The sequence below is a fragment of the Halobacillus sp. H74 genome, from assembly GCF_052246715.1.
In the GTDB taxonomy this organism is placed as follows: Bacteria; Bacillota; Bacilli; order Bacillales; family Halobacillaceae; genus Halobacillus; species Halobacillus litoralis_A.
Map to the genome: position 1 here is coordinate 137,114 of NZ_JBQQCI010000004.1, position 18,610 is coordinate 155,723.

Annotated in this window: 18 protein-coding genes; 16 read left to right on the top strand and 2 right to left on the bottom strand. The window is 45.5% G+C overall.

What is annotated here, in order from left to right; translation table 11 throughout:
- The 6 genes from ACTWPX_RS10000 (at position 1) to lhgO (ending at position 5,345) form a co-directional block, all read left to right on the top strand.
- On the top strand, positions 1-1,188 hold the full coding sequence (locus ACTWPX_RS10000) for a thiolase family protein (RefSeq protein ID WP_443119635.1): 1,188 nt from the start codon (positions 1-3) through the stop codon (positions 1,186-1,188).
- Positions 1,189-1,207: 19 nt separating this feature from the next.
- Complete coding sequence (locus tag ACTWPX_RS10005) at positions 1,208-1,588, top strand: PaaI family thioesterase (protein WP_443119636.1); 381 nt, start codon at positions 1,208-1,210, stop codon at positions 1,586-1,588.
- Positions 1,589-1,602: 14 nt separating this feature from the next.
- On the top strand, positions 1,603-2,382 hold the full coding sequence (locus tag ACTWPX_RS10010) for an enoyl-CoA hydratase/isomerase family protein (protein WP_443119637.1): 780 nt from the start codon (positions 1,603-1,605) through the stop codon (positions 2,380-2,382).
- Positions 2,383-2,398: 16 nt separating this feature from the next.
- The gene (locus tag ACTWPX_RS10015; protein ID WP_443119638.1) at positions 2,399-2,803 is read left to right on the top strand and encodes a PaaI family thioesterase; all 405 of its coding nucleotides are present in this window, start codon (positions 2,399-2,401) and stop codon (positions 2,801-2,803) included.
- 385 nt (positions 2,804-3,188) lie between these two features.
- Positions 3,189-4,124, top strand: coding sequence for a glutarate dioxygenase GlaH (glaH, locus tag ACTWPX_RS10020; protein WP_443119639.1), 936 nt, complete (start codon positions 3,189-3,191; stop codon positions 4,122-4,124).
- Between the two features lie 15 nt (positions 4,125-4,139).
- Entirely contained in the window at positions 4,140-5,345 is a 1,206-nt protein-coding gene (gene lhgO, locus ACTWPX_RS10025) for an L-2-hydroxyglutarate oxidase (RefSeq protein WP_443119640.1), read from the top strand.
- A gap of 511 nt (positions 5,346-5,856) precedes the next feature.
- Here lhgO and ACTWPX_RS10030 read toward each other — a convergent pair.
- Positions 5,857-6,162, bottom strand: a complete 306-nt coding sequence (locus ACTWPX_RS10030) for a DUF3870 domain-containing protein (RefSeq protein ID WP_443119641.1) — start codon at positions 6,160-6,162, stop codon at positions 5,857-5,859.
- Between the two features lie 19 nt (positions 6,163-6,181).
- A complete protein-coding gene (locus ACTWPX_RS10035; protein ID WP_443119642.1) occupies positions 6,182-7,237 on the bottom strand; it encodes a DctP family TRAP transporter solute-binding subunit in 1,056 nt (351 codons plus the stop codon).
- A gap of 410 nt (positions 7,238-7,647) precedes the next feature.
- Here ACTWPX_RS10035 and ACTWPX_RS10040 point away from each other — a divergent pair, with 410 nt between their 5' ends.
- The 10 genes from ACTWPX_RS10040 (at position 7,648) to ACTWPX_RS10085 (ending at position 18,589) form a co-directional block, all read left to right on the top strand.
- Positions 7,648-9,270 carry an ATP-binding protein gene (locus ACTWPX_RS10040; protein ID WP_443119988.1) on the top strand — a complete coding sequence of 541 codons (1,623 nt, stop codon included), beginning with the start codon at positions 7,648-7,650 and terminating at the stop codon, positions 9,268-9,270.
- On the top strand, positions 9,245-9,934 hold the full coding sequence (locus ACTWPX_RS10045) for a response regulator (protein ID WP_443119643.1): 690 nt from the start codon (positions 9,245-9,247) through the stop codon (positions 9,932-9,934). The genes ACTWPX_RS10040 and ACTWPX_RS10045 overlap by 26 nt, the downstream gene beginning before the upstream one ends.
- 347 nt (positions 9,935-10,281) lie before the next feature.
- Positions 10,282-11,277 carry a TAXI family TRAP transporter solute-binding subunit gene (locus ACTWPX_RS10050; protein WP_443119644.1) on the top strand — a complete coding sequence of 332 codons (996 nt, stop codon included), beginning with the start codon at positions 10,282-10,284 and terminating at the stop codon, positions 11,275-11,277.
- A 38-nt stretch (positions 11,278-11,315) separates the two neighbouring features.
- The gene (locus ACTWPX_RS10055) at positions 11,316-11,813 is read left to right on the top strand and encodes a DUF1850 domain-containing protein (protein ID WP_443119645.1); all 498 of its coding nucleotides are present in this window, start codon (positions 11,316-11,318) and stop codon (positions 11,811-11,813) included.
- Between the two features lie 6 nt (positions 11,814-11,819).
- Positions 11,820-13,976 (top strand): TRAP transporter permease, encoded by a 2,157-nt coding sequence (locus ACTWPX_RS10060; RefSeq protein WP_443119646.1) that lies wholly within the window; start codon positions 11,820-11,822, stop codon positions 13,974-13,976.
- A gap of 19 nt (positions 13,977-13,995) precedes the next feature.
- Positions 13,996-14,865 carry a fumarylacetoacetate hydrolase family protein gene (locus tag ACTWPX_RS10065; protein WP_443119647.1) on the top strand — a complete coding sequence of 290 codons (870 nt, stop codon included), beginning with the start codon at positions 13,996-13,998 and terminating at the stop codon, positions 14,863-14,865.
- 17 nt (positions 14,866-14,882) lie between these two features.
- Positions 14,883-15,674 carry an SDR family oxidoreductase gene (locus ACTWPX_RS10070; protein ID WP_128525755.1) on the top strand — a complete coding sequence of 264 codons (792 nt, stop codon included), beginning with the start codon at positions 14,883-14,885 and terminating at the stop codon, positions 15,672-15,674.
- A gap of 240 nt (positions 15,675-15,914) precedes the next feature.
- Positions 15,915-16,235 carry a DUF3870 domain-containing protein gene (locus ACTWPX_RS10075; RefSeq protein ID WP_443119648.1) on the top strand — a complete coding sequence of 107 codons (321 nt, stop codon included), beginning with the start codon at positions 15,915-15,917 and terminating at the stop codon, positions 16,233-16,235.
- A 113-nt stretch (positions 16,236-16,348) separates the two neighbouring features.
- A complete protein-coding gene (locus ACTWPX_RS10080; RefSeq protein ID WP_443119649.1) occupies positions 16,349-17,512 on the top strand; it encodes a DUF819 family protein in 1,164 nt (387 codons plus the stop codon).
- A 12-nt stretch (positions 17,513-17,524) separates the two neighbouring features.
- Entirely contained in the window at positions 17,525-18,589 is a 1,065-nt protein-coding gene (locus tag ACTWPX_RS10085; protein ID WP_443119650.1) for a dipeptide epimerase, read from the top strand.
- Positions 18,590-18,610 lie beyond the last annotated feature (21 nt).

Consider the following 18,610-nt stretch of genomic DNA (forward strand, 5'->3'; position numbering starts at 1 on the left):
ATGAGCGATGAAATCGTTATTGTCAGTGCCGTCAGAACTCCTATCGGTCGTTATGGGGGCTCATTGAAAAAAGAATCTTCCGGACATTTAGCCGCTGTCGCTATCAAAGAGGCGATTAATCGGGCAGGTTTATCACCAGAGCAAGTGGATGAAGTCATTATGGGTGAAGTCCGTCAGACGACGGAATCTTCCAATGTAGCTAGAGTAGCTGCATTACGAGCAGGTGTCCCGGAATCATCCCCTGCATATACCATCAACCGATTGTGTGCTTCCGGAATGCAAACCATTGCCTCAGGTGTCCAGCAAATCAGCTTTGAACAAGCAGAAATCATCGTTGCTGGTGGAACGGAAAGTATGAGCCGTTCCCCTATCTATTTACGGAATTCTCGATTTGGGGGGGACAAAACAGAACTGGTCGATTCCAATACAGAAGCCGGTCAGCAGCCGAAAGAAATCTATGGTAACCATTTAGGAATGGGAATCACCGCCGAGAATGTAGCAGAACGTTACGCTGTATCGAGAGAGGACCAGGACGCCTTTGCCATTGAAAGTCAGAGAAGAGCTGCTGAAGCGATTGAACACGGACGTTTCAAAGATGAAATCGTACCCGTCGAAGTGAAGGAGAGGAAATCCACAGTCACTTTCGCTACAGATGAGCATCCTCGTCCGAATACGACATTGGAGAAGCTGTCGAGTTTGCGGCCTGCATTCAAGGAGAATGGCACAGTGACAGCAGGTAATGCCTGCGGCCGTAATGATGGGGCTACAGCACTTGTTCTGATGCGGGCTTCGAAAGCGGAAGAATTAGATTTGACGCCTATGGCAAGGATCATCGATTGGGCGACAGCTGGAGTTTCTCCGGAATTGATGGGAATCGGTCCTGTCCCTGCTGTTGAAAAGCTCTTGCAGAAAACAGGTAAAACGGTGGAGGATATTGGTCTGGTTGAGTTGAATGAAGCATTCGCCTCTCAATCACTAGCCGTTATACGGGAGCTCGGACTATATAAGGATAAAGTGAATGTCAATGGAGGAGCTATCGCTCTAGGTCACCCTGTCGGTGCGAGTGGTGCAAGAATAGTAACAACGCTTTTGCATGAGATGAAGCGAAGAGATGAGGGGCTTGGTGTGGCTACTCTATGTGCAGGCGGTGGCCAGGGCATGGCCATCATGGTGGAAAAATTCAGGTGATGCTTGAGGAGGCCTAATTGTGAGAGACTACTCGCCTTTTTTTGAACGCGTCGGTTTTCATAAATATTTAGACAGGGATGGACGTGTCATATTGAATCTCGAGGTAAAACCAGAAGTCTTCACCGAAGAAGGAAAGATTCCCTCCGGATTGTTCTCGAGTATGTTAGACATTGTGATTGGGTCTACCATCGGAGAAGCGTTACAAGCACCCACTAGTACTGTGAACTTGAGCATGAATTATTTCGATTTAACAAATAATGGTCCTTACTCGGCTCATGCTTCTATCACACATAGAGGCGGAAAGATGATCGTAGGGGAAGGAACCGTTTTAGATGGTGAGGAGAAAGTGGTAGCAAAAGGAATCGGGACATTCAAAGTGCTGTCTAGAGACTCTGATTAGAAAGGAAGAGCGATATGGGATTACAAAATGTAGAATACACGAGGAAAGACAAGCTTGCTTTCATTACAATCAACCGGCCAGAAGTCCGTAACGCGCTGAATAAAGAAACATTGGATGAGATTGTCGATACATTAGGGCGCGCGGCAGATGATCCTGAAGTTGGTTTAGTCGTGTTTACAGGCAGAGGTGAGAAGTCCTTTGCGGCAGGTGCTGACATCAACCAACTGAAGGAGAAGTCAGCGGTCGATGCATTACAACCAGATAGTATGCAACAAGTCTACGATAAAATTGAAAGCTTTGAAAAACCTACGTTAGCTATGATCAATGGGTACGCGCTCGGAGGCGGTTGTGAGTTAGCGATGGCTTGTGATATCCGCATTGCTTCAACAAACGCAAAATTAGGTCTCCCTGAACTGAATCTATCCATCATCCCCGGGGCGGGTGGTACGCAAAGATTAGCTAGATTAGTAGGAAAAGGAAAAGCGCTTGAGATGATTTTGACTGGAAAAATCATTGATGCAGACGAAGCTTTGCAATACGGACTCGTAACTGAAGTCGTATTATCGGAAGAACTGCAGGATAAAGTCGAAGAGGTAAGTAAGAGGATTCTTGCTAAAGGCCCATTAGCTGTACAGCTGGCAAAATTATCGGTACATATGGGAACCGAAACAGATATGAAAACAGGGCTGATGTTAGAGAAACTTTCACAAGCTATTTTGTTCAATTCAGAGGATAAGAATGAAGGGACAAAGGCATTTCTCGAGAAAAGATCAGCCGTTTTCCAGGGAAAATGAGGTGAGGGGTGTTGAAGTGACGAAAACTATTGATGAAGTACGAGAGAGTTTTGAATCGAGCCCTTTTTTCTCCCATTTAGGTTTTGATATCGAGCACTTTGAAGAAGGAAATGTACTCCTTAAGCTGCCGGTCCATGAGAAGCTTTATAATGTGAACGGCACGCTTCATGGTGGAGTTCACGCCACGATGATCGATTTGATCTTAGGAATGGCGATCCGCTCGACGACAAAAACCCGTTGTACAACGATGAACCTGAATATCAACTACCTTGCTCCGGCGAGTGGAGGGGAGATTCAGGCAAAGGGGAGAATTTTGAAGCAAGGATACCGTATCGTGACCGCCGAGGGAGAGTTGTATGATCAAGAAGGGACCATGATTGCTAAGGGGACGGGCACATTTAAATTGATTCGGGATGAATAAGATAAGGTAATTTTTTACTGATGAGTAATTCAGAGAACTTCCACCTAAGGTCATCCAAAATATGGATGACCTTAGGTGGAAGAATATGGATGACTTGAGGAAGAATGAAAAATTCCAATCTGGTTGTTGACAGAAAATTTAAATAGTTATAAGATGGTGTCAGAAAGCAACCCTATAGAAAGGCTGTACCCTTTCAATACCCGGTTGCAATGGTAGCGATATTAAAGTGAATCATTTAACTGTAAAACTGTTCAATCTCTGCAAACCAGAGGTTCATCCGCAGTTTAAAGCCAGTTTTTCCTTCAAGGGGGAAAGACTGGCTTTTTTTATTCTTATGGGCCCATAAGAAACGAATCGCACTAAAAATTAATGGAGGGTACCAATTATGTGTGCAATGGAAATAAAAAAAGAAAGTTTGCCGACATTTACCGGTGAAGGCTATCTTATTCAGCCTCATTCCGATCATGAACATCTTTACAATATTGAGTTAGAGGAGCATGTCATTGATCGGTTTTTAGAAGAAGTGCAGGACATTACAGATGAAAAATTGGAATATATTCCATACCAGCGTTTGATGGTAGCCCATACGCTTCTTGAATTATTGGATGAAAATTTCGGGAGAACGATTCGCCACATTTTGAATGACCGCGATTCTGGTGGTTTTACGATCGGGCTACGCAATCGTACGACAGATGCTCAGGACTATGTGAAGTTTTCTACGGCTTTGAGCCATCTAGCTGGGATTCCGAACTTTGACGCCATGTCGAAAAAATACTATGCACGTTTTTCCGTCAAACATACCGACGATAGTGACTCGTATCTCCGTCAAGCTTATCGAAGGTTCACCCTTCACACGGATGGAACGTATGTTGACGAACCGACCGACTGGCTGCTCATGATGAAAATGGAAGAAAAGAATGCGGTTGGCGGAAGCTCCCGACTCCTTCACCTCGATGAATGGGAAGACTTCGATTATTACTATAATCATCCGCTGGCATCCTACCCGTTCACTTATAAAGCGCCTGCCAGTAAAAATGTATCAGAGGATGTCCAGCGAAAGACATTTTATGAGTGGAACAATCAGCCTTGTATCTGTTTCATCGATCAGTTTGTCTATCCTGAAACCATTAAACAGGCGCAATATTTGAAAGAATTGTCCCATTCGATGGAAGAATCTTCAGGGCTTATCGAGTTGGAACTGCCTATAGGCGACTTAGTGATGTTGAACAACCGGTTCTGGCTCCATGGAAGAGATGGTTTTGAAAAGAATCCTGATTTACACAGAGAGCTTTTGCGCCAAAGAGGAAGGTTCGTCCAGTAGTAGGAGGTCGTAGGAATGTATGATTACGTAATTATCGGAGGCGGAATTGTCGGTTTATCGACAGCATATGCCCTTATGCAAAAATATCCGCATGCCAAGATGGTCATCGTGGAAAAAGAACAGCAAATCTCTACTCACCAAACCGGCAGAAATAGTGGTGTGATCCACTCTGGAGTCTACTATAAACCAGGGAGTTTAAAAGCGAGGATGGCGATCCAGGGGCGGAACTCGATGGTCAAGTTCTGCCAGGATCATGATATTCCTCACGAAGTTTGCGGGAAAGTGCTGGTCGCTACCGAACAGGAAGAGCTTCCGAGAATGGAAGCATTGTATGAGCGTGTCCAGCAAAACCGGTTGAACGTAACGAAAATCGATCAAGAGGAGCTTCATGAAATCGAGCCGCATGTCAATGGCATAGCTGGGTTAAAAGTACCTGGCACAGGAATCGTTGATTACAGTAAAGTAAGTGAAAAACTTAAGGAACTGTTAGAAAAGGCAGGCGCTGATTTCATGCTTGGATCAGCGGTTGTGGATATTTCGGAACGGGAAAATGAAGTGGTGATCGATACCCCGGAGAAAAGTCTCCATTCCCGTTTCATGATCAACTGTGCCGGTTTATACAGCGATCGTCTCGTGAAAATGGCGGGGATTCATACCGATTTAAAAATCGTTCCGTTCCGCGGGGAGTATTTCGAGGTGACGGAAGAGAAAAGCCATCTTGTCAAAGGGCTCATCTATCCGATCCCGAACCCGGACTTCCCGTTTTTAGGTGTCCACCTTACTAAGATGATCGATGGCGGTATCCATGCCGGTCCGAATGCTGTTTTGAGTTTTAAGCGTGAAGGCTATCGAAAAACGGATTTCCACTTAAAGGATACACTTGATGTCTTGTCCTTTCCTGGTTTCTGGAGAATGGCACGGGCGAATGTGAAAGAAGGCATGAAAGAGATGGTCCGTTCCGTTCATAAACAAAGCTTTGTGAAAAGTCTTCAACGACTCGTTCCGGAAATACAGGCGGATGACGTGATTCCGACAGATGCAGGGGTAAGAGCGCAGGCGATGTTGAAAGACGGTCAGCTCGTCGATGATTTTCACTTGATTACAGGTAAACGCTCGGTCCATGTTTGTAATGCCCCATCCCCGGCAGCGACAGCCTCTTTAGAGATCGGCAAAGAGATCGCAAGGAAATTACCACAATTAGAATATACGAGGGTAGGATGAAAGAAAGGGCCGGAAATACTCTGGCCCTTTTTTCGATTTTGGAAGACTCAGTTTCGAGGCTTTTGTAAGCGGTGATGATGGCTTGGAAAACGGATCGCTTTCCGCGGGCATGTGGTGAGCTTCCTCAGGCTTCGCCTTGCGGTATCTCACCGATCATGTTCATCCCGCAGGAGTCTCACCGTTTTCCCAGCCACCATTCGATTGAAAGATGCTCGAAACTACCTTCATTAATAGGGGATTATCTGGTAAGCTGCTATTAATACAGCGTCAAAGTATAATTCCTTCACCTCATAAAGGGAAGGTTCTCCTATCAAGTGATTTCGAGAAACTCATATGGCAAGGGGCGGAGGGGAACAGCGAGACTCCTGCGGGACAAGAGTGCAGGATGAGACCCCACAGAGCGTTTAGCTCGAGGAGGCTCATCGCGCTCCGCGGAAAGCGAGTTGTTCCCCGCAGCCCTATAACCACAATAAAAGTCTCGAAATCTAGTCTTACAAATAACATCATGGCTTTATTGGTGGAGTTGGTATTGTTTGTAGGAATCCTTCAAGGCGGCCTCCAGAGCATTCCCGGCTTTCCCTAAGTAGCCTTCTTTCAAAACTTCTAAAGGTTCATCAATCCCATCCTTTAAACTGTAGCCCTTTAATAAAGACTTGATGAATCCCCGCCCATGCTCAGTGGCTAACGTACAAGAGGCATCTAAAATGACACCGTATTTTTTATCGATTTCTAACGTGAGCGTCAAGGATTCTGAGATGTGATTGGCAGCGATCCCTGTAGGTAACTTCGAATGTCCGGCAACAAAAATGGTTTTCATTTTTCTTCCTCCTCTATCCTTATTCGTATTGTTCCTGTAATTCATAGAGCTCTTCCATCAAACGGTTTCCTACGATGTGTTCCGCTTCTTCATAGACAGGCTCAAACGTCTGTTTCCACAATTCTTTCTGTTCGCTGGTCAAGTAGTGGACTTCTATCGAATCTTCCCGCTTCATCTGACGAAGGTAAGCATCATTCATTTCGATGGAGTGACGCCGGACCCAGTTGGTCGTTTCACTTATTGCCTCAAGGACGATTGTTTGATGTTCTTCAGAAAGATCCTTCCAGAAGGCTTGATTCATGAGGACGACATACCCTAAGTAGCCATGGTTGCTGATCGTCATATACTTTTGCTTTTCGAAAAGCTTCTTGGAGTAGACGTTCGATGGTGTGTTTTCCTGACCGTCAATGAAATCGACCTCGAGGTTGGTGTAAGTTTTGTTGAAAGGGAGCTTGCTCGTGCTGGCACCAAGCGCCTGAAATTGAGATTCTATCACCGGGCTCGGCATGATTCTGAAGTGTGTCCGGTTGAAATCGGCTGGAACAGTGAGCGGCTGCTTATTACTTGTCACTTGTTTATAACCGTTGTACCAAAAAGTCATTCCTTTCACATCGTCCTCTTCCAAGTCGTTTAACAGCGTTGTGCCGATTTCCCCTTCGTATGCTTGTCTGACAGCTTCATATGTAGGAAAAGCGTAAGGAAGATCAAGAACCTGCCATTTGGGAAAACGCTCGGTCAGTTTGGAAGTGGCGGGAGCGATCATTTGAATATGACCGTTCTTTAATGCTGTGTATTCATTTTGATCATTGTAAAGGGTGCCGTTGGAATAGACTTCAACTTTGATCTCGCCGTTCGACCGCTCTTGGACGAGGGAGGCGAACTTCCTGGCTGCTTTCCCTTTCGGTGTGTTTTCGGCTACGACGTGACTGAATTTGATGACGACCTCATCTTCTAATCCCTCTTGTTCATCGTCATATTCCAGTGGTTCAGCAGCTTCGCTTAAATCGAACCCGAAAAAAAGAGCTGTGAAAATTCCAGTGAAAATGAATAGACTGATAGCTGCGAAAGTTTTCAAAGGAACAACCCCTTGGAATCGTTTACATCAGTGTACCATAGCTAGACTTTTAAGTGATACACTAGAAATACTAGAGGATGTTCAAAAAGTCCGGTAAAAAGAGACACTTCGAATTTCTTCATTGTCTTGCTTTTCCGCTCCTCATGTACCTGTTTACGTACACTCCGGTGCTCAAAGCTACGCCGCCTTGAACTTCTTGGTCGTTTTTATCCTCCTTTTTGAACGCGCTCTACAAGAGGATGTTCAAAAAGTCCGGTAAAAAAGACACTTCCATTGGCTCGCTTTTCCGCTCCTTATGTACCTATTTGCGTACACTTCGGTGCTCAAAGCTGAGCCGCCTTGAACTTCCCGGTCCTTTTTATGCTCCTTTTTTGAACGCACTCTATTTAGAGGAGGAAGGAAGAATGGTTATGTCACTGAAACGTATGCCCATCCGCTGGAAAATTACAATTCTATCATTCGGAATTGTTCTTTTTGCTATTCTGATCGGTGGCATCATCATTATTGGAAATACAATAGAAACGAAGGAAGAGTCACTCGGAGAGCGTGCCCTTGTGACAGGAAGGACGGTAGCGAATCTTTCTGCATTGAAAGAGGGGCTGACAGAATCAGAGGGATGGATACGAGTCAATCCGATGGTGGAGAGGATCAGGACGATCAACAGCGCAGACTATATCGTCGTCCTGAATATGAACCGCGTCCGATATTCCCACCCTGTGGATGAAAAGCTTGGTACCTTATCTTCAGGAAAAGACGAAGGACCTGCTTTTGCTGAGCATAGCTATACCTCAAAAGCGAAAGGAGAATCTGGGATAGCTGTAAGAGGATTTGTACCTGTGATGAATGATGAGCATGAACAAATCGGTGTCGTTATTGTCGGCAATCTTCTGCCATCTGTACAAGAGATCCTTTTAAAGATGAAAAATGAAATCCTCTTTGTTCTCTTCTTGACCTCCCTGTTCGGGATAGCAGGATCATGGCTTCTTGCAAGGCACTTGAAAGAGCAAACCTATCGCTTAGAACCTCATGAAATCGTTCAGCTGCTTGTCGAACGGACAGCGACTTTTCAAGCGATGAACGAAGGCGTCGTGGCGATTGATAAGCAAGGGAAGATTACCATCATGAACGAGAAAGCGAAGACGATTCTTGGTCTTCACGGAGATTACACTCATCAATGGATCAAAAAAGTCATTCCAGACATTAAATTAGCGGAGGTCCTTTCTTCAGGAGAAGTTGCCTTCAATGAAGAAATCCGTCTGGGGAGCACGTTGATCATGAGTAATCGAATTCCTATCCGTGTCGACAATGATACGATCGGAGCGGTTGCCATTTTTCAGGATCGTACTGAAGTGACCAAACTCGCTGAAGAATTGACAGGGGTAAAAGCGTTTGTGGATGCATTAAGAGTCCAGAACCATGAGCATATGAATAAACTACATACCATCGCAGGCTTGATCCAACTGGATCAAAAGGAAGAAGCCTTGAATTTTGTCTTTGAAACTTCTGAGAAACAAGAAAAATTATCGAAATTTTTAGTGAACAATATTAAAGATTACAGTTTATCCGGTTTGCTATTGAGCAAAGTGAGCCGCGGGAAAGAACTGGGGATTGAAGTAGCGATTGATGCACAGAGCAGCTTGAATGAATACCCCCCTTTATTGGATGAACATGACTTCGTTCTTATCCTGGGCAACTTGATCGAGAATGCTTTCCACTCTTTTGACGATGTTGAACGAGACCAAAGGTGGATCGATATTTCGATTACCCAGAACAATCAGATCTGCACGCTCGCTGTCGAGGATAATGGGGAAGGAATTCCTGAAGATGAACATACAAAGGTCTTTGACAAAGGTTTCTCGACTAAAGGAAGCAAGGGCTCAGGAATAGGCTTGTATCTAGTGAACAATATCGTGGAGAAAGGTTTAGGAGAGATAGAAGTCATCTCCAAAAAAGGGGAAGGGACAAGCATCGTCATCCATATCCCTATGGCATACGAGGAGGGCGTATATGAGCAAACAACAACAGGTTATTGAAGTATTGTTGATTGAAGATGACCCGATGGTCCAGGAAGTGAACCGGCAATTCATCGAGAGGGTCTCTCCATTCAAAGTGATCGATATAGCTTCTGATGGAAAAGAAGGCGTGCGTCTCGCTGAAAAGTTATCTCCCCATCTGATTATCCTTGATATCTACATGCCGGGTTTGGACGGATTGGAGACATTAAAAGAAATCAGGAACTATGCCTTTGATGTCGACGTCATCACGATCACAGCTGCCAATGATAAAGAAGTGATCCGTTCAATGTTCCAAAATGGGGTGGTGGATTATATCATCAAACCGTTCAAATTCGAAAGGCTACAGCAATCGCTGCTCAATTACAAAACCTTTCATTCCCAAGTAAGCGGCGAAGGAGCCCTTCAACAGGCACAAGTGGATGGTTTGATTGGCAGTTATGTCCAGGAAGGAATCAAAGAGTTACCTAAAGGGCTGAATCAGCAGACCCTTGAACAGGTTAAACAATTCCTTCAACAAAGTGTCCGTGCCTTATCCGCAGAGCAAGTGGCGGATGGGATCGGAATGGCTCGAGTGACAGCACGCCGGTATTTAGAATATCTTCAAAAAATAGGGGAAGTAGAGATTGAAATCCAGTACGGGGAAGTTGGCCGTCCTGTGAATCGCTATCAAATGAAAGTGTGAGGGCCGTTGCTTCTCACGAATCGCTTGTCGGTGGGTGCTTGCCGCGGGCACGGCCTCAGCTAACTTGGTCAAGAAAATCACTTGACCAAGTGGATCTTCGGCTCGTGCTGTTCCCGCAGGCGTCACCACCGAATGCTCATCGTGGAATCAACAGAAGCTGAGTTGAACGATAAAATCGTCCCACTCGGCTTTTTTATTTGATTCATAACTTAAAAACTTCAGTGGACTCGATTTTTTTGTCTAAATGACCAAAAAGACCAAAATGTCCAATATGTTCATAATATTCTAAAAAAAGTTTGTAAGCGTTATCATTATTTTTAGAATATTAAGAAATGGGGGATGGGAAGATGATTAAACGATTATTATTTGTATTAGCCCTTGCGCTTACAACGATTTTAGCTGCTTGTGGAGGTGATGGCGGTTCTGAAGAAGCTTCAGGTTCCGGGGACTCTGGATCAGAATCGATTGTTTTCGGAACAGGGGGGACATCAGGGACTTATTATCCTATCGGTGGTGCGTTGAAGCCGGTATTTGAAGAAAGTGACAGCATCGATAATGTCACGGTTGAGTCGACGGGAGCGTCTGTTGCGAATATCCAGAATATCAAGGACAGCCTGAACCAGATGGCGATCATCATGAGTGATGTCGGCTATGATGCGATTGAAGGCAACGGTCAGTTTGAAGGAAATGCTGTCGAGGTGCAAGCGATGGCGGGGATGTATCAGAACGTTGTCCAAATTGTGGCACTTAAAGATAGTGGGATAACTTCCATCGAGGATTTAAAAGGGAAGAAAGTAGGCGTCGGAAAAGTAGGCTCAGGTGTAGAACAAAGTGCTAAAAAGGTTCTTGAAGCGGTTGATCTTACTTATGATGATCTATCAAAAGTGACCCACACCGGTTATGCGGATAGTGTCCAGGAAATGAAGAATGGCAACCTTGATGCTGCTTTCTTTACGTCAGGTGTGCCAAACAGTAATATCACCGACCTGCTGCAGCAAACGGATATTAATTTTGTTGAAATCAAAGGAGATACGGCAGATGCTTTGATGGAAAAGTATCCTTTCTATAAAGCGAATACGATCGAGGCTGGCGATGAAGCAAGGTATAACTTGGAAGAACCAGTCGAAACCGTCGGAATCCAGAATATGATCATCGTGTCCCCTGACTTGAGTGAAGATGTCGTCTATGACATGACAAAACGCTACTATGAGTACCTTGGAACTGAAGGAGTGTCTGTCGGAGCATTGAAACAATTAGGCCGGGATGAGATTGCCAAAGGCTTGATTGCACCACTTCACCCTGGGGCCAAGAAATTCTATGAAGAACAAGGCATTCTGGAGTAAAGGGAAAAGGGCATCGATCTGGTGCCCTTTTTTATTCGATGAAATGGAAGCATATGATATTGCTCGCAGCTGTCATGGGGACGGTTATCGCTTTACTTATGATTGTTAAAGTTCCGACGCTGACAATTACATCAGAAGATACGGTGCAAAAATTTCACCTTTATGAAGAAGAAGCGGAATTCAAAGTAAGGTGGAAGCATTCGGTGGAAAAAGAAGAATGGGAAGAAATGTTCGTTTTGCAGGATGGGATGATTGAACTGACAGGTACTCGTTTTAAAACGTTCGGGGCAGGTGTTCCAAGTGATACGGGGGATCGCACCTTTATCAAGGATGGCTGGGTTTACATGACTGGCATCGACCAAACGATAGGGAAACATCTCTCACTGAGGACAGGTGAATCCACAGATCACCGTTTTATCTATGGAAAGGATGCCAGCTTTAATCTTGATAAGAACAAAGCTTATAAAATCAATGTCGGTCAACATTCTTTACTGAACACAGTCAGGTACTACATTTTAGTGAAATTAAAGAGGTGAATAGGGATGAGTAAGCAGGAAAGCGGGACAGCTGAAAAGTACGACCGCGAAAGTACGACAAGAGTAAATATTGCTAAACCGGTCGCCTTGACGATATCGATCTTAGCCATTGCGTTATCATTGTTTCATTTATACACCTCATACGCAGGTTCCCTGGTGGATATCAAACAACGGAGTATCCACCTCTATACATTGATGACGCTTGGTTTTCTTATGTATCCCTTTATAAGGAAAAAAGGGAGCAATGGCGTTCCTTTGTATGATTACATCACGGCAGGTCTGTCCTTATTTGTAGCCATCTATATGCTGGCGACGGCAGAACGGATCATTCAATCCGGCGGGCAAATCAACGATATGGATTTTTATGTCGGGATCCTTATCATCCTTTTATTGTTTGATATTACCCGGAGAGTGACGGGCTGGGGCCTTGCTCTGCTTGGACTTGGATTTCTGATTTATGGATTTTACGTGAAACTGTCCGTCTATCCGGAATTGACGATGCCTGTGCTGGTGAATGTATCCAAACAGATCATCGCTCAATTGGTGTTCATCACAGAAGGGGTGCTCGGTACTGCGATTGGTGTATCAGCCAGTTATATCATTTTGTTTATTTTATTCGGGGCTTTTCTGGGAAGGTCTGGGATGGGGAAACTATTCAATGATTTGGCCCTAGCAGTAGCAGGCCATACCAAGGGTGGACCTGCCAAAGTGGCCGTCATCGCCAGTGGTTTCCTGGGATCGATCAATGGTTCTGCCATCGCCAACGTCGTCACGACAGGAACCTTCACCATTCCGTTGATGAAAAAAATCGGCTACAAGAAAAACTTCGCCGGAGCCGTCGAATCAGCTGCCAGCGTAGGCGGCCAAATCCTCCCGCCGATCATGGGGGCAGCAGCCTTCATCATGGCGGAAAATCTCAATATGGCCTATACGAAAATCATTATGGCAGGAATCATACCTGCGCTCTTATTTTATGTCGGGATCTTATTGCAAGTTCATTTTCGGGCAGCTAAGCGTGGATTGAAAGGTTTGCCGAAAAGTGAGCTCCCTTCCTTGAAGGAAGTGATCGCTGAACGCGGACATTTGATTGTGCCGATGCTGACATTACTTTATTTGCTTTTCTCTGGGAAGACTCCTTTCTATGCCGCATTTTGGTCGATTATCGCAACCATCGTCATTGCAGGTTCAAAGAGAATGTTGCCTGTCATCGTAGCCATTTCTCTATTTTTGATTTTCCAACCGCAATTATCTGCTTTGATAACAGGAAACAGCATGCCGAATGTCCGTAGTGATTGGTGGGAGCTGCTCCTTATCCTGGTAATCCCATTAGCTATTAATCTAGGAAGAAAGCTGATGAACATCACCGGGGATGAAGTAGGAATCACCGACTGCCTGCGGGCCCTTGAAGACGGGGCGAAAACAACCGTCCCTGTAGCGATTGCCTGTGGTGCTGTAGGGATTGTCGTAGGAATCGCTTCCTTGACCGGGGTAGCACTGGAAATCGCGAACAGCATTGTCAGTATCGGCAGTGCCGTCGACAGTCCGCTTATCCAGTTGCTCATCACACTCGTACTTACGATGATCACTTCGATCATATTAGGGATGGGCTTACCGAGTATCCCGACCTATATCATCACAAGTACGATGGCAGCACCGATCTTATTGCAGCTTCCTTTATACAGGGAATTGGCAGGTTCGACGGAGACAGCTACCTTTGTTGCACACATGTTCGTCTTCTACTTCGGGATTTTTGCCAATATCACGCCACCTGTCGCTCTCGCTGCCTTTGCAGGTGCTGGAGTCGCTGGCGGCGATCCGAACAAAACAGGGTTCCAGGCAATGAAGCTTGCCATCGCAGGTTTCATCGTTCCTTTCATGTTTGTATTTTCCCATGAAATGCTCATGATTGATGCGACCATCATGAATATCCTGCTGATCACGATAACTTCCCTGATCGGTGTTTTCCTATTATCGATCATGACAGAGGGGTATCTCAGAACGAGTATACCGGGCTGGTTACGAATGCTCGCAGGGGCAGGCGCTTTGCTGCTCATTTATCCAGGTCTTGTGACAGACCTTATCGGGTTATCCGTCTTTGTACTGATCTTAGTAACCAATTTGAGAAAAACAGATGAAATTCAGCAGCACCGTTCTGCACTTTAATTAGAAAGGTGGAGTAATCATGCGATTCGCAGCGATTAAACACAATGGAAAAGAACAAGCAGCAGTCCTGGATGAGGCGTCAAAAGCCATCCCGCTGCCTTCGATCAATGGACACTTTAACAAATTCTGGTCCAATGACTTATTTGAATTGCTCCAACCGGAAAATTTCATAGCCTTCCAGCAGTGGTGGAAGGACCAATCACGAGAGGAGACCGACCAGATCGAACGGATCGCATCTCCGGAATATGGCCCTCTTTACCGCCATCCCAGTAAAATCTGGGGGATTGGACTGAACTATGTCGATCATGCATCTGATTTAGACGAACAGGCCCCACAGGGGGAACCGGCAAGTTTTATGAAACCGGACACGACCATCATCGGTCATGGGGATAAGATTTGTCTGCCCCATCAATCGGAACGGACGACGGGTGAAGCTGAACTCGGGATCGTCATCGGCGAGGAATGTAAGGATGTTTCCGTAGAAGATGCGAAGCAGGTGATCGCAGGATATACGACGATCATTGATATGACGGCAGAAGATATTCTGAAGCGTAACCCCCGGTACTTGACTCGTTCCAAGAGTTTTGACACTTTTTTCAGCTTTGGTCCACAACTCGTGACACCGGATGAAATCGGAGATTTAGATCAACTGGAGGTAGCCACGATCCTCAACGGAGAGGTGCACCGGTCGAACAAAGTAGCAAACATGACCTTTCCACCATATGACTTGGTCTCTTTCCACTCCCAAGTGATGACTTTAAAGCCGGGAGATATTATTTCTACAGGAACCCCAGGGGCCATCGTACTGCGAGATGGGGACATCATAGAATGTCAGATTGATGGTTTTCCAGCTTTGAAAAACCCGGTCAACGATTTAAAAAAACAATAGAAAGGCAGGAACCCGATATGGATCTGCAGTTAAAAGGTAAATCAGTGGTAGTCTTAGCTTCCAGTAAAGGATTAGGAAAAGCAATCAGTACGGAATTCGCTAAAGAAGGAGCTCACGTATTGATATCCAGCCGCAGCTCGGAAGAATTACAAACAACAGCAGCGGAGATCAAAGAAGTGAGCGGCAATCAACAAATTGACTATCAAGTATGCGATGTCACAAAGAAAGACGACATTGAACAGCTGATTCAAAAAGCCATCGATTGGAATGGAACGGTCGATGTATTGATCAACAATGCCGGCGGACCACCTGCAGGAACGTTCGATCAATTTTCAGATGAAGACTGGCAGAAAGCTTTCGAGTTGAACCTTCTCAGCTTCACCCGCACCATCCGCGAGGTGCTGCCATCGATGAAGGAGCAGCAACAGGGAAAAATCGTAAATATCGCTTCTTCCTCCATCAAACAAACATTGGATAATTTGATCCTCTCCAATACTTTCCGGGCAGGAATCGTAGGGCTCGCCAAAAGTCTATCTCAAGAATTAGCTGGAGATAATATCCTGATCAATACAGTAGGGCCTGGAAGGATCGCGACTGGCCGCGTAGCTGCTCTCGATCAAAAACGAGCGGACAAACTGGGGACTTCTGTGGAAGAGTTGAAGAAGAAAACAGAACAGTCGATCCCGATGGGGCGTTACGGAGAACCTGAAGAGTTCGCTAAATCCGTCGTTTTTCTTGCTTCTGGTGCCAATACTTACTTGACGGGTCAGTCGCTGGTCGTTGATGGCGGGTTAGTGAAGGCGTTGTAGAAGGTAGAGGGGTTTGGCAGCCCCTGGCCTTGTAAGGAAGTGAAAACATTCAGCTCAGGCAGTATGTATAAATCGTTACGACTTTGTTAGAGAATTCCAAAAAATATATTGAAAGCGTTTCAAAATAATGATAACATTTCAATGAACACCGATAGGAATCTGCATTTTGTAGTGGCAGTTTGTCTTTTGACGGACAGGCTTTCCATACAAAAGATGTCAGAGGATCGGAGGCATTTCAGAATGTATTCAGAGCACACATGTTATGTGGTGGGTGAGTCCAAATCACCCGGGAACAACGCCATTACGAAAAAATATGAATCTTTTTTTGCGGGATTCGTCGTCGATACGACAAACCATGAGATTGTTGATGTCGAATGTACCGCAATGATGGATATTACGGTCTATTTTGTACATAGTCTGTTTATCGGAAAGAAGATGACGGACGAGGAATCGATCGAGCAGGCGATTCGGGAGCGCTATTTCGGATCATCTCAAAAAGCACTGATTGCCGCTTTCAAACAGGCACAGTTGAAGTACTGTGATCTAATGAATATAGGATGAAGATTGCTTTATCTCACTTAATCGTGGATAAAACCCAGTCGACAAGAAGAGTATTCTTGACGGCTGGGTTTTTTGTTTTTATACATTTACATCATTCAAGGGGGAATTGCTTTATGATCGAAAATGGATTTTTGTATTTGGGAGTGATTATCGGCCTGGCCGGCCTTGTCGCTGTCCTTGAGTCATCGAAAAGTAAGTTTTTCAAGGTTGTTCCAGGTATCGTCCTCATTTATTTTGGCGGGGCCATTCTGAAGACGACGGGCATCATCGGATCGACGGAAACGATCGACAGCACTTATGGGAATGTCCGTGATGTGCTGTTGCCGATGCTCATCTTTCTCATGCTTCTCAATTGTGACTTAAGGAAGCTGGTAAAGCTCGGGCCGAAAATGCTGATCGGCTATTTTGCAGCTGCTTTCAGTATCATGGCTGGTTTCGTCATCACTTTCCTATTATTTCAAGGTTTCTATGCACCGAACACGTCAGAAGCTTTCGGTGCTCTGGCAGGAAGCTGGACAGGCGGTTCTGCCAACATGGTGATCATCCAGGGAATCCTGGAAGTGCCGGAAAATATCTTCGGTTATGCGTTGATTATGGACACGATCAACTACTCGACATGGGTGATGCTCATGTTTTGGCTGGTGCCTTTCGCTGCCGTTTTCAACAAATGGGCGAAATCGAACACCGAACATCTTGATGAAGTAACACAAGAGCTGATGGAAGAAGATGAAGAAAAAGAAGGAAAAACGATCTCTTTTGTTCACATGCTCGGACTGCTTGCTTTGGCCATCTTCGTCTCCGCCATTGCTGCAGAAATCGGGGGTCTATTGCCGTCCTTCGGTACCGTAGTGAACGCGACGACATGGACGATTCTGATCGTCTCCATCCTCGGGGTAGTGCTAGCTATGACTAAGCTGGCCAAAGTTCCGGGATCGATGGATATGGCGAACGTCTTTCTTTATATCGTCATTGCCCTCATCGCTTCGAGAGCGGACTTTTCCCAGTTGGGACAGGCACCGGTTTACATCATCTCCGGATTTGTCATCCTTGCTGTCCATGCGATCATCATGATGATTGTCGCGAAGGTGTTCAAGCTGGATCTTTTCACACTTGGTGTTTCCAGTCTGGCCAATATCGGCGGGATGGCCTCTGCGCCACTCTTAGCGGGAGCTTTTCACAGATCGTTGATTCCAATCGGGGTACTGATGGCGCTCGGAGGTTCGTTCCTCGGTACTTATGGCGGTCTAGCGGTTGCTGAAATTCTGTCTAATTTGTAAGGGGGAAGGAAAATGAAAATTACCGATATTGTTTGTGAAAAGAGAACCGTCTCCCTCAAAAGACCTTTCAAAACCGCTGTCCGCACGGTGGAAACGATCGAAGTCATGGATGTCCATTTGCAAACAGAAGATGGCACAGAAGGATTTGGTTCTGCAACAGCGACGCTTCAGGTTACTGGTGATTCCCTCGATGGCATGATAGCGGCAGTCGAGGGACCGATAAAGGACGCTCTTCTATACGAGGACATGAATAAACGGAATGATCTTCTTTTGAAATTGGAAAAAAGCTGCATCAATAATTCAAATGCCAAAGCGGCAGTCGATATAGCGATCCATGATGCTTTTGGCAAACAGTGCGGCCTCCCTATCTATCGATTGCTCGGCGGGGAGAGAAAAGTTTTGGAAACAGATATGACCGTCAGCATCAATGATCCGGCCACAATGCAGGATGAAGCAGTGGCAAGAGTGGAAGAAGGGTTCGATGTCCTTAAATTGAAGGTCGGTCATGAGGAAAAGGAGGACTTCCAGCGTCTTCTGAAAGTGAAAGAAGCGGTGGGAGACAACGTCCGTCTGCGCCTTGATGCCAATCAGGGATGGAACGGGAAACAGGCGGTCCATTTTATTAATCGACTTGAAAAAGAGGACATCAATGTTGAATTCATCGAACAGCCCGTGCCCGCCCATGATCTGAAAGCACTGAAATATGTGCGGGACCATGTCCATTTGCCGATTATGGCAGATGAGAGCGTCTTTTCTCCGGGTGAAGTCCTTCGGTTGGTTGAGATGGAATGCGTCGATTACGTGAACATCAAACTGATGAAAGCGGGAGGACTGAGAAGAGCCGGGCAGATCGCTGATATCTGTGAAACAGCAGGCATCCCCTGCATGATCGGAAGTATGATGGAGTCGGCCGTTTCCGGTACAGCGGCTGTTCACCTGGCTATGGCTCATCCGAATATTAAAATCTATGACCTTGATGCGCCGTTATGGATGAGAGATGAAGGATTGAAAGGGGGGATGAGTTACGAAGGAAGGGAAGTGACGGTAACTGATTTGCCTGGACTTGGTTTCTATTAATCTTTAATGGAGGGGTATGAA